A 12,649-nucleotide genomic window follows, 5' to 3' on the forward strand; every position below is an offset into this window, starting at 1 on the left:
TCGGGTTCCCCGGGCAGGCGCAAGGCGCGTGGTCGTGCTGGATCCATATCTAGGCAGGCCCCACGCGCCCTGCAATGGGCGGCTTAGCGTTGACGGGTGATTTCCACCGCAATCGCTGCCGCCAACCGCGCATTGTTCAAAACAAGCTCGATATTCGAGGCAAGCGATGCGCCTTCGGTCAGCTCAAAGATGCGCTGCAGCAGGAAGGGCGTCACCTCTTTCGCGGCAATCCCCTGTGCTTCGGCCTCGGCCAGCGCGGTTTCGATCACCGGGGTGATCACGTCGCGCGGGATTTCGGCGGCGGCGGGAATCGGATTGGCGATCAGCTGGCCGCCCGGCAGGCCGATGCGGGCGCGCATCAGATGGGCGGCGGCGATCTCGGCGGCGCTGTCCATCCGCAGGGGGGCGGGCAGGCCGGAATCGCGCGACCAGAAGGCCGGGAAGGCGTTCTGCCCCAGCGCGATCACCGGCACGCCCAGAGTCTCCAGCACCTCCAGCGTTTTCGGCAGGTCGAGAATCGCCTTCGCCCCGGCGGCAACCACCGTCACCCGCGTCTCGGACAATTCGCGCAGATCGGCCGAGATATCAAAGCTCAGCTCGGCCCCGCGGTGCACACCGCCGATGCCGCCGGTGGCAAAGACCGAAATCCCGGCCAGCGCCGCGCAGATCATCGTGGCGGCAACGGTGGTCGCCCCAACCCGGCCCATCGCCAGACAGGCGGCAATATCGGCGCGGCTGATCTTCATCACATCTTTCGCTTGCGCCAAAGCCTCCAGCGCCTCCGGGGTCAGGCCGATGTGGATCTGGCCGTTCATCACCGCGATGGTGGCAGGCACCGCCCCATGCGCGCGCACCTCGGCCTCGACCCGCTGCGCGGTCTCAAGGTTTTGCGGATAGGGCATGCCATGGGTGATGATGGTGGATTCCAGCGCCACCACCGGCTGGCGGTTCTCGAGGGCCAGACGGACGTCGGGGGCATAGATCAGGGGCAGGGCGGTCATGTGGCAATATCTCCGGATACGTAACGGGCAGCGGCCTCAAGGGCGGCGGCAAGGGCGGTGGCGCGGTCGGCCCCGCGGGTTTCGGCCACAAGATGCGCGGCCATGAATGTATCGCCCGCGCCGGTGACACGGGTCACCATGACGCTGCGCGGGGCGGCGAGGATCACGCCTGCATCGGGGCCATGCCGCGCACCATCGGCGGCAGCCTTGCCGCCGTCGGTCACCAGCACCCGCGCGGCACCGCGCGCAAGCAGCCCCTCGGCGGCGGCCCCGGCATCGTCAAAGCTGGACTGACAGAGCAGGCCGGCCTCCTCCAGATTGACATAGAGCGTGGCGCGCGGGTGATCCATCAGCGGCAACAGCCGCTCGGCCTTGCCGGGGCTGGCAGGCGCCACCCGCAGATCGGCGGCGGCAAAGAGCGGGGATCCCGCGATCTCAGACAACAGCGCCTCGGTCAGATTGCCGTCGAGCGCGATCGGCCCGGCCCAGGGCGCCTCGGCTGAGCCCAGACGGCCATCCGCCAGCGGCCGCAGGATCTTGTCGCCCACCGCCTCCAGCGAATGCGCATCCGCAATGGCCGCGATCAGACCATTGCCGCCCTCCACCGCCATATAGCGGTCAGTCGGCAGATCCTCGGAGCGGTAGAGATGCGCGCAGATCAGCCCCATCCGCTCGGCCGCGGCGACCAGCTCGTCGCCCTCGGGATCGCGGCCCACCGCGGATAAAAGCCCGGGCGTCAGGCCAAAACGCGCCAGCGTCATCGCGATGTTCATCGCGACGCCGCCCGGCAGACGGGTGATGCGGCCGGGCACGTCAGAGCCTGCGCGCATATGCACCGGGGCGCGGCCGATGATGTCCCACAGGACCGAGCCGATGCACAATATGTCGGGTTGCTGTTTCATGGGCACCTTCCTGCCCAAGGTCCGATCCGCGTGCAAGCGGAGAGTTCGGATGCCTCCGGCGGGGATATTTGGAACGAAGCAATTTGCGCGGGCTCAGGCTTGCTTCGTTCCAAATATCCCCCGCGGAGCGTTCCCAGGCCGGTTTCGGGCGCGAAATTAGGGCAGGGGCCTTGCATGGCCGCCCAATCCGCGCTAAGGGGCGCGCACTTCACAGGTGGGGTTGGGCCAATGAGGGAGAAATCCTCAAAGGTCCGCCGGTTGGGCGAGAGCCCTGAAACGCCCCGCTGAGGATCGAAACCGGAAAGGACACGGACGATGGCACTGCCCGAATTCTCCATGCGTCAGCTCTTGGAAGCTGGCGTTCACTACGGCCACCAGACCCAACGCTGGAACCCGCGGATGGCCGAGTACATCTATGGCGACCGCAATGGTATCCACATTCTCGACCTGACCCAGACCGTCCCGATGCTGGACGCCGCTCTGCAGGTCGTGCGCGACACCGTCGCCAAAGGCGGCCGCGTGCTCTTCGTGGGCACCAAGCGTCAGGCGCAAAAAGCCGTGGCCGATGCTGCCGAGAAATCGGCGCAGTTCTACATGAATCACCGCTGGCTGGGCGGCACGCTCACCAACTGGAAAACCGTGTCGCAATCGATCGCGCGTCTGAAGCAGATCGACGAGATCATGGAGCACGGCGCTGAAGGCCTGACCAAGAAAGAGCGTCTGGGCATGGAGCGCGAGCAGAACAAACTGCAAGCTTCGCTCGGCGGCATCCGCGACATGGGCGGCCTTCCGGACCTTCTGTTCATCATCGACGTGAACAAAGAAGATCTGGCGATCCTGGAAGCGCAGAAACTGGGCATCCCGGTTGTGGCCGTGGTTGACACCAACTGCTCGCCCAAAGGCGTGGACTATGTGATCCCGGGCAACGACGACGCCGCCCGTGCGATCTCGCTCTACTGCGACCTGGTGAGCCGCGCAGCTCTGGACGGCATGACCGCTCAGATGGGCGCTGCCGGTGTCGACCTCGGCGCGCTGACCGATGCGCCGGTGGAAGTTCTGGAAGACGCCGCCGAGGCCTGAGCCTTGCTGCGGGGGGACGGGCGCGGCGAGGTAACTTTGCGTGCGCCTGTCACCTGATTGACATCGGGCGGGGATATTCCCCGCCTGACCACATTTCAAATTCGAGGAGAGCCGCCATGGCCGTCACCGCTCAGATGGTGAAAGAACTGCGCGAAAGCACCGGCGCAGGCATGATGGACGCGAAAAAAGCGCTTGTTGAAACCGATGGCGACATGGAAGCCGCGGTCGATTGGCTGCGCACCAAGGGTCTGGCGAAAGCCGCCAAGAAATCGGGCCGCGTTGCGGCTGAGGGCCTCGTGGGCGTTGCCGTTGACGGCGGCGTTGGCGTTGCGGTCGAAGTGAACTCGGAAACCGACTTCGTTGCCAAGAACGGCGACTTCCAGAAGATGGTGGCGAGCATCGCGAAAGTGGCCTTGGGTGCTGCGGACGTTGACGCGCTGAAAGCGGCCGATCTCGGCGGCAAGCCGGTCGAGACCGTGGTGAACGAAGCCATCGCCGTGATCGGCGAGAACATGTCCGTGCGTCGCCTCGTGCGCGTCGAGGGCGATGTGGTTGTGACCTATGTGCACAATGCCGCCGCCACCGACATGGGCAAGATCGGCGTGCTGGTTGCGCTGAAAGGTGCCGACAACGGCATCGGCAAACAGATCGCCATGCACATCGCCGCCACCAACCCGGCCTCGCTCGGCGAAGCCGATCTGGACCCGGCGCTGATCGAGCGTGAAAAAGCCGTTCTGACCGAGCAAGCCCGTGAATCGGGCAAGCCGGACGCGGTGATCGAAAAGATGATCGTCGGCCGTATGGCGAAATTCTTTGAAGAAGTGACGCTGCTCGGCCAGAAATTCGTCATCAACCCGGATCTGACCGTGGCGCAGGCCGCGAAAGAAGCCGGCGTTGAAGTCGTGGGCTTTGCCCGCGTCGAAGTGGGCGAAGGCATCGAGAAAAAAGAAGAAGATTTCGCGGCAGAAGTTGCCAAGACGCTGCAAGGCGCCTGATTTCTTCGACGTTACGCGAAAAGCCGGTCCTGCGGGGCCGGCTTTTTGCTGTCCGGCGCAAGGGGCGGCCGAACCGGAGCGGGCGCAACACCGGGGCCCCGGATCGCGGGCTGCGGATCGGGGGCCTCGACCGGATTGCCTTTGACCCGTTCTGATACGCCCTATAGGGTCCGGAAAATGGGTCCTGACGGGCTCAAAACGCCTATCGGACGGGTACTTACCCGAATCTTTTGCAATGCATGGACGGTAAACATGAGCGGCGAACAGCCCGTGGCGCATTGGCGCATTATTCTCGCAGCACTTCTTGATTTCATCACCGCGTTCTTTTTGCTTGGCTATCTGATTGCTGTGTTTTCGGGCGGCACGACAGAGACAGGCTTTCACCTGAGCGGTGGGCCCGCCCTTATGCTCTTTGTTCTGATGTTCGTCTATTTCTGGGCAGGGAAGAAATTTTTCGGCGGGACCATCTGGAAACACGTCTTCAAGGTCCGTTGACGCCAGATCTGCCGATGACAGCGGCCTGCGCGCCACCGCAATCCGGCGCGGCGGATATCCGCGAGCGCGTTTTCAGTGTTCAACGCCGCGCGCGACAGGGGCACGCGACAGGGGCTGTCGGGCAGGCGGCCGGGCAGGGGGCAGGGACCAGACAGCCAAGGGCACCGCGCCGCAGACCCGGCGGTGCCATGCCTCAGACCCGGCCCCGCAAAAGGCACAGGGCGGTGCGATCCAACCGGACCGCACCGCCCCGACAACGCCGACCTGGCTGGGGATGAGGACTGACGCGTCACCCCGATCAACAGAGCTGAAATAAGCCCCACGGACCGGAACCGGTAACCCGGAACGAAACAACCCCAGCCTCTATGCTGACCGGCGCTTTTTCGCATGTTCCTGGCCAAAGCCACCACTCTTGGAACGCCTGCACCATGCCGCCATTTCTGACCCAACGAAAGTCTGGAAAACCATACTTTCGAGAGTGCGAAAATGTCACTTCCCGGTCATGAAAATCTGGTTCTGCACCGAGGCCTTCAACACCGCCTGCGCGGTGGTATCGACATCGAGAACTTCGCGGGCCAGACGCAGATGTTTCTCGACCGTGGCCGAGGTCAACCCCATGATGACAGCGATGTCGGCCGTGGTTTTCCCCTCACCGACCCATTCCAGCACCTCGCGCTGCCGCGGTGTCAGCGGCCGCCGCGCAGAGGCATGCGGCATGGTGGAAATCCGCAGATGGACCAGCGTGCTCAGCACCATGATTTCGCGGCCATGCTCGGCCCAGAGGACATCGACATCGGCCTGGCTCAGGCCGGGGCGGCCGCACAGCCCCATCGCGCCTTTCTGCCGCATCGACATGGCGGGAAAGCTGATCGTGTAGCCCGCAACAACGCCGTATTTCTGATTGAGGAGGAGGACGCCCATTTCCTCTTCGCTGAGCTGGCCCGCACGCATCCGGTCCTCGACCACACTCCAGGAACAGACACCCTCATTCTCGGCAGCCCAGGTGACCATCGGCGCCTTTTGATAGGCGCCCCCCCAGACGAAAGCATCTGTATAGGATTTCTCATGCGTCGAGAGCATCAACGTATCCGCGAGATCCCCCAGCGAGTTGACCGTGCGGAACCGTGTCAGCCCGTAGATCAGGCGGTCAAAGCCGTATTCTTCCATGCGGGCAGCATATAAAGACCAAATGTCCTGAATATGTTTGGCCTGCACGAGCTGTTCTAAAAAACTCAACATTCTAATGGCCCCCGCCACCACCTCAGAAGTGTAACCTGCCGGTTGCAATTCCCGGTCGGTACTTAACCCCTGTGATGTTTTGTGACAGTTTCCAGCCCGGCTGTCGAGTCGCGAGGCGTGGTTTTGCAGCTTTGCCCGACTCTTACGGGAAAAGCCTCTCTTGCGGCGCGGGTGCCCCGGCGGTGGGTACGGGCCCATATGCCCGCCCCCCGGGGCCTGCCCGATCAGCGGCTGGCTGCGCGCGCGGCGAGGGCAGGGACCAGCGATCCCAGATCATAGCCCGCCTCTGCGGTGGCACTGAGGATGGTCTCGATCTCGAGATGCCCGGCCTGCGCCATTGCCCAGAGATTGGAAGAGCGCGTCCCCGAACGGCAGTAGGCCAGCACCGGAGCCGGGCATTCGGCCAGCGCCGCCTCGAACCCCTCGACCAGATCGCGGGTCATCTGCCCGGGCCAGAACGGCAGATGCCGATACTCCAGACCGGCCGCCCGCGCAGCTTTTTCCATGGCGGCGGCGTCCAGCTCGGCCCCGATTTCATCGTCGGGGCGGTTGTTCAGCAGGGTGCGAAACCCGGCCGCCGCAATCGCCGCAACGTCCTCCAGGGTGATCTGCGGGGCCACCGCAAAATCCGGCGTGATCTGTCGCAAGTCCATCCGTCTCTCCGATCCGGGCGCTGCCCGCTTGTCTCAGCCCCGGCTGGTTGGGAAGGGGCGCTGACGCAGATGTAACGTCCCGGCCGGGGTGACGCAAAGCCCTTTTCGCCCCGCCGCGATCGGCGTCACCGGGCGCAATCAGGGAACGTCGGCCCGGATCTGCGCCACGATCCCCGGCAGTGCGGCGAAATCGTCAAAGGCCGCAACATGCGGCATCGCATCGACCGGCCCTTTGCGGTAGCCCTCGGTATAGACGAGAAACCGCATCCGGGCCGCGGCGGCGGTGGCGGCATCCACTTCGCTGTCACCGATATAGAGCGCCTCGTCACCGCCCAGCCGTGCGCGCGCCAGCAGCAAAGGCGCCGGGTCGGGCTTGCGGAGTTCCAGACTGTCGCCGGCGATCACGACATCAAAATACTCATTCATCTTCAGATGCTTGAGGACCGACATTGTCGCAGCCATCGGTTTGTTGGTGCAGATCGCCATCCGGTGCCCGGCACGCCGGAACCCCTCAAGCGCCGCGCGCACCCCGGGATAGGGATAGGTCAGCGTCACCGCCGCCTCATAGCGGGCCATATAGGCCGCCAGAACCCGCGCCTGCAGCGGGCCGCTGACGGGGCGGTTGTCCGCCTTCAGCAGGCAGTCGACCAGATGCCGGACCCCATTGCCGATATAGCTGCGCAGTTGCGGCAGCGTGACACCGGGCAGGCCTTCGGCCGCAAGTACGGCATTGGCGGTGGCGTGCAGATCGGGGGCACTGTCGATCAGCGTGCCGTCCAGGTCAAAGATCAGCGGAACCGGCGGCCTCATCGGCGCGTCCGGCCGCGACGCATGGTCTCTCGGGTCAACATCCGGCGGTCCTATTCATCCTGCGCCCGCAATCCGCAGGCCTTGGTTGAGTTTACGCAAGGCGGTTCAACCTACAAGAGCAGGCGGCCTTGCAGGCAGGGCGGGCAGGGTGCTTCAACCGAGGGATGCCTCAGCCGCAGCACGAATGGCGCGAATATTGGCACCATAAGGTGCGGGATCGCCGACCGAGCCGCCTTTGAACACCGCCGAACCGGCCACCAGCACATCGGCACCCGCCGCCGCCACCAAAGGCGCGGTTTCCGGCGTCACACCGCCGTCAATCTCGATGTGAATCGGACGCTCGCCGATCAGCGCGCGCAGGCGGCGGATCTTATCCACCTGGCTGTGAATGAATTTCTGCCCGCCAAAGCCCGGGTTCACTGTCATCACACAGATCAGATCCACCATGTCGAGCAGGTTTTCGACGCCATCCAACCCGGTGCCGGGGTTGAGAGCGAGACCGGCCTTGGCACCGGCATTGCGGATCGCCTGCAAGGTGCGGTGCACATGCGGACCGGCCTCGGCATGGGCGGTGATCACATCGGCGCCCGCGGCGGCGAAGGCCTCGATATAGGGGTCCACCGGGGCGATCATCAGATGCACATCCATCACGCCCTTGATATGCGGCCGGATCGCGGCACAGGTGGCCGGGCCAAAGGTGATGTTGGGCACGAAATGCCCATCCATCACGTCGACATGCACCCAGTCGGCACCCTCGGCCTCGATCGCGCGGCATTCCGCACCGAAATTGGCAAAATCAGCCGAGAGGATCGACGGGGCGATCTTGATACGGCGGTCAAACGCGAAGCTCATCGGGATCTCCTCCAAAAGGTCTTGGCCGCAATTACCAATCTTTTGCGACAATGGCAAAGCAGCGCACGTCGGACGGGGCGGTTTTTAACCGGTATTGCGGTAAACTGTGGGATTGCCACGTCAATATATTTACATAATACTGATTATCAGTACTTTGATACTTCCAATATCTGCGGCCAATATCTGCTGGGATCCTGTCCTTCCCGCCGTGCAACATCCGCCAGAGAACGGCTGGTCTTTGGCTGCGGTAAAGTCTCCGCAGCCAAAGGTGCTGTTGACCGGCTCAGGTGATCACATCCGGCCCGCTGCGCCCGGTGCGAGCCGCCACCCCGGCCAGCGCCTCGACCGCCGCGATCATCGGTGCCAGCGCCTGCTGCGGATCCTCGGCCAGACCCTCCGGGCCCGCCACATAGCGCTCAAGATAGACGCGCAAGGTCGCCCCCTCGGTGCCGGTGCCCGAGAGCCGCAGCACGATCCGGCTGTCATCGGCAAAGATGATCCGCAGCCCTTGCGACTTTGACACCGAGGCGTCGATCGGATCGTGATAGGCAAAATCATCCGCCGCGCGGATCGTCATGCCATTCACCTCCGCGCCCGGCAGATCGCCCAGCCGCGCGCGCAGATCGCCCATCAGCGCATTGGCCTGATCGACCGGCAGCGCGTCATAGTCGTGGCGCGAGTAATAGTTGCGCCCGTATGTGGCCCAGTGATCGGCCAGAAGCTCGGCCACGCTTTTGCCAGTGGCGGCGAGAATGTTCAGCCACAGGAGAACCGCCCAGAGCCCGTCCTTTTCGCGCACATGGTCCGAACCGGTGCCAAAGCTCTCTTCGCCGCAAATGGTGCAGCGGCCCGCATCCAGCAGATTGCCGAAGAATTTCCAGCCCGTCGGCGTCTCATGCGCCTCGATCCCCATGGCCGCCGCCACCCGGTCCACCGCCGCCGAGGTCGGCATCGAGCGCGCCACGCCCTTCAGCCCGCCCGCATAGCCTGGCGCCAGATGCGCATTGGCCGCCAGCACCGCCAGACTGTCCGAGGGGCTCACATAGCAACCCGCGCCGAGGATCATGTTGCGGTCGCCGTCACCGTCCGAAGCGGCGCCGAAATCGGGGGCATTCGCGCCCATCATCTCGGCCATCAGCTCATGCGCCCAGGTCGGGTTCGGATCGGGATGCATGCCGCCAAAATCTGGCAAGGGCGTAGCATGCACCACCGTGCCCGGTGCTGCACCCAGACGTTTCTCAAGGATTTCAACCGCATAAGGCCCGGTGATCGCGTTCATGCTGTCCATGCGCATGCGGAAGCCGCCCGCGAACATCGCCTTCAGCGCCGGAAAATCGAACAGCGTCTCCATCAGATCGGCGTAATCGGCGACCGGGTCGACGACCTCGACCACCATATCGCCCAGATGCTGGTCGCCCAAAGCCCCCAGATCCACGTCCGGCGCCTCAAGTTTAAGATAAAAATCAATCACTTGCGTTCGGGCATAGATCGCCTCGGTCACCGCTTCCGGCGCCGGGCCGCCATTGCCCATATTGTATTTGACGCCGAAATCTTCCTCCGGCCCGCCGGGGTTGTGGCTGGCCGAGAGGATCAGCCCGCCATCCGCCCCGCGCAGCCGGATCAGATGCGAGGCGGCGGGCGTCGAGAGCCACGCACCCTGCCCCACGATCACCCGCGCCGCGCCATTCGCCGCCGCCATTTTCAGGATGATCTGCGTGGCAGTGTCCCCGAAATAGCGCCCGTCGCCCCCGAGGACGAGCGTCTTGCCCGTCACCCCGCCAAGGGCATCAAAGGTCGCCTGTACGAAATTCTCCAGATAGCCGGGTGCGGAAAACACCGGCGTCTTCTTGCGCAGGCCCGAGGTGCCGGGTTTTTGCCCCGGGATCGGCGTGGTGGCGTGGCGGGTCATAACATCTCCCAAGTGGTGTCTAAAATGCCGGAGAATCCCCCGCCGGGCCAAAGCACGGGATCCGCCTGCGGTCAGGTTAAATCAGGTTTCGGGCAGCGTCACGATAAACGAGCTGCCCTGCCCTTTCTGGCTCTCCACCCGCATGCGGCCGCGGTGGCGGTTGACGATATGTTTGACGATGGCCAGCCCCAGCCCGGTGCCGCCCTGCTCGCGCGAGCGGTGGGTGTCGACACGGTAGAAACGCTCGGTCAGGCGCGGCAGATGCAAAGGATCAATCCCGTCGCCCTTGTCGATCACCATGATCTTCACCGCCGGGCCACGCAGGCCCGCCTCATGCGGGATCCGGCTGATCCTTGCCGTCACCTCACCGCCGCTGCCGCCATATTTCACCGCGTTTTCAATGAGATTGGTGAAAACCTGTGTCAGCTGATCGGGATCGGCGGGAATCACGATGGCCGCATCACCGCCCTCCAGCAGCAGGTTGACCCCCGCCGCCTCGGCCTGCGGGCGCAGCGTCACCAGCGCGCTTTGCACCAGCGAGACGACATCCACCCTTTGCGCCGGGCGCTTGCGCTCCTCGGCCTCAACCCGGCTCAGCGACAGCAGATCCGCCACCAGACGGTTCATGCGGTTCGCCTCGCGGTCCATGATGCTCAAAAACCGCTCGCGCGCAGCAGGATCGTCGCGCGCCGCGCCGCGCAGCGTCTCGATAAACCCCATCAGCGCGGTCAAGGGCGTGCGCAATTCATGGCTGACATTGGCCACGAAATCGCGCCGCATCGCCTCGGCTTCTTCCAGCGCGGTCACATCCTCAAAACTCAGCATGGCACCGCTGCCGATCGGCGCGCAGCTGACCATCGCGACCATCTCGCGCCCCGCGCCCTGAATGAGGCAGCGGACGCGCCCCTGATCGCCGCGCCGGAGCGCCGCCTCCAGCGCCGACATCAAGGCGGGCTGCCGCAACACAGTGGCAAAGGTGCGCCCCTGCACGGCTTCGCCAAAAATCTGCCGCGAGGCGGCATTGGCCACGATCACCCGTTCCTGCCGGTCCACGATCAAAACCGGCATCGGCAAGGCTTCCAAAATCGCCGCGTTCAAACCGTCCTGCATCCGCATCTCCCTGACCCCTGGCGCGACCCTCGCCGAAATGTGGAACAGAGTAAACCATTGGCACGTCGGGTCATAAAGAAGGCAAGGGCGCGACCTTTCTCATTTTTCACAATATTGCAATTGTGAGCGGATGAACCGGAGGCTAAACCTAAGCGTGCATTTATATCTTTTGACATCACTTGGCACCGCAACAGCATGGAAAAGGGGCGCATGGCGCATCAGACTGGCCAGCCCATTGCGCGGATCACACCGCCCTCCCGGCCGCTGGCACAGCTGTGCAGCCGCCGCCGCGTGCTGGTGATCGAACCGATCCTGAAGCTGCCGGCGGCCCTGCGCGGCGTCACCGGTGCCAGCGTGACCCTGATCACCTTTGCCGAGCTCGACCGTTTCGTGCTTGAGCGCTATCACCCCGACGTGGTTCTGGCGCCGCTGATGACGGCGCGCTACGACATTCTGGACGTGCTCCAGCGCCTGCATGAGCTGAAATTCCGCGGCAGCCTGCGCGCCATCGCGCCGACGATGCCGAATCTGATGATGATCCGGAGCGAGCTGCGCGCAAAAGCCCGCGGCCTCGATTTTGAAGTGCTCGAAATCTAGAACGCCACCGGGGTGATCCCCGGTGGCGCTGTGTCTCACTTGGCATTGTCGCGTTGCCAGATCCAATCGTGGTCCGGATCATTCTCGAACCGCCATTTGCGCAAGGGCCCGGCCATGACATTGAGGTAATACATCTCATAGCCATAGGGCACACCGCAGGGATGATGCCCGCGCGGCACCAGCACAACGTCATGGTTCTTGACCGCCATCACCTCATCGAGGGTGCCATCCTCGGTATAGACCCGCTGCAGCCCATAGCCCTGCGCCGGATTCAGCCGGTGATAATATGTCTCCTCCAGATAGGTCATCCGGGGGAAATCATCTTCATCATGCCGGTGGCTGGGATAGGAGGACCAATTGCCCGAGGGGGTGAAAACTTCCGTTACCAACAGGCTGTCGGCATAATCCTCGTTCTCCATCGCGATATTGTTGATAAACCGCGTGTTCGCCCCGGTGCCGCGCTGGGTCAGGGAGATGCCCTCCGGCCCGATCCTGCGCGCCTTGTGCCCGCCCTGGCCCGGTGCGGCGCAAACCGCCAGCGTCAATTCGGTTTCCGCCACCGCCTCCCAGGCCTCGCCATTCGGCACATAGAGGCAATGCGGCGCGGTTTTCTCAAACACATCCATCCGCTCGCCCATCAGGCCGAAATCCTGCCCGGCGGCCGTCAGCCGCGCCTTGCCCTCCACCAGCACCAGGATCACCTCATTGGCGCCCGTGGCCTCGCCCACCGTCTCCCCCGCCCGCAAGCGATAGAGTGAAAAGCCCACATAGCGCCACCCCGCCGAAACCGGGGTGATTTCATGGACTTTCCCATGCGTTCCAAAAGGTTTGCGCAGCAGATCCGCCATGGTCTTCATCCTTGCTTCGTTGGAAATATCCTGGGGGGCCCCGGGGGGGGAAAAAACCCCCACCCCCCCCCCCCCCCACAGGCAAAAACCCCCACCCCCTCTTGCTTCGCATAGGAAAAACCCCCACCCCGCCCCCCCCCCAGACCGGAAAAAAACAA

At 64.1% G+C, this 12,649-nt stretch carries 13 protein-coding genes; 4 read left to right on the top strand and 9 right to left on the bottom strand.

Going from position 1 to position 12,649, the window contains the following annotated elements; genetic code table 11:
- Positions 1 to 83: 83 nt before the first annotated feature.
- Positions 84 to 1,001 (bottom strand): pseudouridine-5'-phosphate glycosidase, encoded by a 918-nt coding sequence (locus tag ACEN2S_RS18605; RefSeq protein ID WP_441868942.1) that lies wholly within the window; start codon positions 999 to 1,001, stop codon positions 84 to 86.
- Positions 998 to 1,903 carry a PfkB family carbohydrate kinase gene (locus tag ACEN2S_RS18610; protein WP_441868945.1) on the bottom strand — a complete coding sequence of 302 codons (906 nt, stop codon included), beginning with the start codon at positions 1,901 to 1,903 and terminating at the stop codon, positions 998 to 1,000. The genes ACEN2S_RS18605 and ACEN2S_RS18610 overlap by 4 nt, the downstream gene beginning before the upstream one ends.
- Positions 1,904 to 2,218: 315 nt before the next feature.
- On the opposite strand from ACEN2S_RS18610, the gene rpsB reads away from it, so the two are divergent.
- From rpsB to ACEN2S_RS18625, 3 genes are all read left to right on the top strand, one after another.
- Positions 2,219 to 2,983 (top strand): 30S ribosomal protein S2, encoded by a 765-nt coding sequence (rpsB, locus tag ACEN2S_RS18615; RefSeq protein ID WP_441868948.1) that lies wholly within the window; start codon positions 2,219 to 2,221, stop codon positions 2,981 to 2,983.
- Positions 2,984 to 3,099: 116 nt separating this feature from the next.
- A complete protein-coding gene (gene tsf / locus ACEN2S_RS18620; protein WP_441868951.1) occupies positions 3,100 to 3,978 on the top strand; it encodes a translation elongation factor Ts in 879 nt (292 codons plus the stop codon).
- Positions 3,979 to 4,230: 252 nt separating this feature from the next.
- A complete protein-coding gene (locus ACEN2S_RS18625) occupies positions 4,231 to 4,473 on the top strand; it encodes a hypothetical protein (RefSeq protein ID WP_441868954.1) in 243 nt (80 codons plus the stop codon).
- Between the two features lie 489 nt (positions 4,474 to 4,962).
- Here the strand turns inward: ACEN2S_RS18625 and ACEN2S_RS18630 are convergent, their stop codons facing one another.
- The 6 genes from ACEN2S_RS18630 to ACEN2S_RS18655 all read right to left on the bottom strand — a co-directional run bounded on the left by ACEN2S_RS18630 (position 4,963) and on the right by ACEN2S_RS18655 (position 11,052).
- Positions 4,963 to 5,712, bottom strand: coding sequence for a helix-turn-helix transcriptional regulator (locus ACEN2S_RS18630; RefSeq protein WP_441868957.1), 750 nt, complete (start codon positions 5,710 to 5,712; stop codon positions 4,963 to 4,965).
- A gap of 224 nt (positions 5,713 to 5,936) precedes the next feature.
- The gene (locus ACEN2S_RS18635) at positions 5,937 to 6,365 is read right to left on the bottom strand and encodes a TIGR01244 family sulfur transferase (protein WP_441868960.1); all 429 of its coding nucleotides are present in this window, start codon (positions 6,363 to 6,365) and stop codon (positions 5,937 to 5,939) included.
- Between the two features lie 138 nt (positions 6,366 to 6,503).
- Positions 6,504 to 7,175, bottom strand: a complete 672-nt coding sequence (gene gph, locus ACEN2S_RS18640; RefSeq protein ID WP_441868963.1) for a phosphoglycolate phosphatase — start codon at positions 7,173 to 7,175, stop codon at positions 6,504 to 6,506.
- Between the two features lie 153 nt (positions 7,176 to 7,328).
- On the bottom strand, positions 7,329 to 8,027 hold the full coding sequence (gene rpe, locus ACEN2S_RS18645) for a ribulose-phosphate 3-epimerase (RefSeq protein WP_441868966.1): 699 nt from the start codon (positions 8,025 to 8,027) through the stop codon (positions 7,329 to 7,331).
- A gap of 283 nt (positions 8,028 to 8,310) precedes the next feature.
- Positions 8,311 to 9,936, bottom strand: coding sequence for an alpha-D-glucose phosphate-specific phosphoglucomutase (locus ACEN2S_RS18650; protein ID WP_441868969.1), 1,626 nt, complete (start codon positions 9,934 to 9,936; stop codon positions 8,311 to 8,313).
- Positions 9,937 to 10,017: 81 nt separating this feature from the next.
- A complete protein-coding gene (locus ACEN2S_RS18655) occupies positions 10,018 to 11,052 on the bottom strand; it encodes a sensor histidine kinase (protein WP_441868972.1) in 1,035 nt (344 codons plus the stop codon).
- A 204-nt stretch (positions 11,053 to 11,256) separates the two neighbouring features.
- Here ACEN2S_RS18655 and ACEN2S_RS18660 point away from each other — a divergent pair, with 204 nt between their 5' ends.
- Entirely contained in the window at positions 11,257 to 11,643 is a 387-nt protein-coding gene (locus ACEN2S_RS18660; protein WP_441868975.1) for a hypothetical protein, read from the top strand.
- Positions 11,644 to 11,678: 35 nt separating this feature from the next.
- Here the strand turns inward: ACEN2S_RS18660 and iolB are convergent, their stop codons facing one another.
- Entirely contained in the window at positions 11,679 to 12,491 is an 813-nt protein-coding gene (gene iolB / locus ACEN2S_RS18665; protein ID WP_441868978.1) for a 5-deoxy-glucuronate isomerase, read from the bottom strand.
- Positions 12,492 to 12,649 lie beyond the last annotated feature (158 nt).

Origin of the sequence: Phaeovulum sp. W22_SRMD_FR3 (genome assembly GCF_052113705.1) — a bacterium.
In the GTDB taxonomy this organism is placed as follows: domain Bacteria; phylum Pseudomonadota; class Alphaproteobacteria; order Rhodobacterales; family Rhodobacteraceae; genus JBGQOG01.

Excerpts from the sequence above, each read along its gene's own strand:
- rpsB (WP_441868948.1), top strand. The coding sequence starts at position 2,219 with ATGGCACTGCCCGAATTCTCCATGCGTCAGCTCTTGGAAGCTGGCGTT.
- ACEN2S_RS18610 (WP_441868945.1), bottom strand. The coding sequence starts at position 1,903 with ATGAAACAGCAACCCGACATATTGTGCATCGGCTCGGTCCTGTGGGAC.
- ACEN2S_RS18655 (WP_441868972.1), bottom strand. The coding sequence starts at position 11,052 with ATGCGGATGCAGGACGGTTTGAACGCGGCGATTTTGGAAGCCTTGCCG.
- ACEN2S_RS18650 (WP_441868969.1), bottom strand. The coding sequence starts at position 9,936 with ATGACCCGCCACGCCACCACGCCGATCCCGGGGCAAAAACCCGGCACC.
- ACEN2S_RS18660 (WP_441868975.1), top strand. The coding sequence starts at position 11,257 with ATGGCGCATCAGACTGGCCAGCCCATTGCGCGGATCACACCGCCCTCC.
- tsf (WP_441868951.1), top strand. The coding sequence starts at position 3,100 with ATGGCCGTCACCGCTCAGATGGTGAAAGAACTGCGCGAAAGCACCGGC.
- iolB (WP_441868978.1), bottom strand. The coding sequence starts at position 12,491 with ATGGCGGATCTGCTGCGCAAACCTTTTGGAACGCATGGGAAAGTCCAT.
- ACEN2S_RS18630 (WP_441868957.1), bottom strand. The coding sequence starts at position 5,712 with ATGTTGAGTTTTTTAGAACAGCTCGTGCAGGCCAAACATATTCAGGAC.
- ACEN2S_RS18635 (WP_441868960.1), bottom strand. The coding sequence starts at position 6,365 with ATGGACTTGCGACAGATCACGCCGGATTTTGCGGTGGCCCCGCAGATC.
- gph (WP_441868963.1), bottom strand. The coding sequence starts at position 7,175 with ATGAGGCCGCCGGTTCCGCTGATCTTTGACCTGGACGGCACGCTGATC.
- rpe (WP_441868966.1), bottom strand. The coding sequence starts at position 8,027 with ATGAGCTTCGCGTTTGACCGCCGTATCAAGATCGCCCCGTCGATCCTC.
- ACEN2S_RS18605 (WP_441868942.1), bottom strand. The coding sequence starts at position 1,001 with ATGACCGCCCTGCCCCTGATCTATGCCCCCGACGTCCGTCTGGCCCTC.
- ACEN2S_RS18625 (WP_441868954.1), top strand. The coding sequence starts at position 4,231 with ATGAGCGGCGAACAGCCCGTGGCGCATTGGCGCATTATTCTCGCAGCA.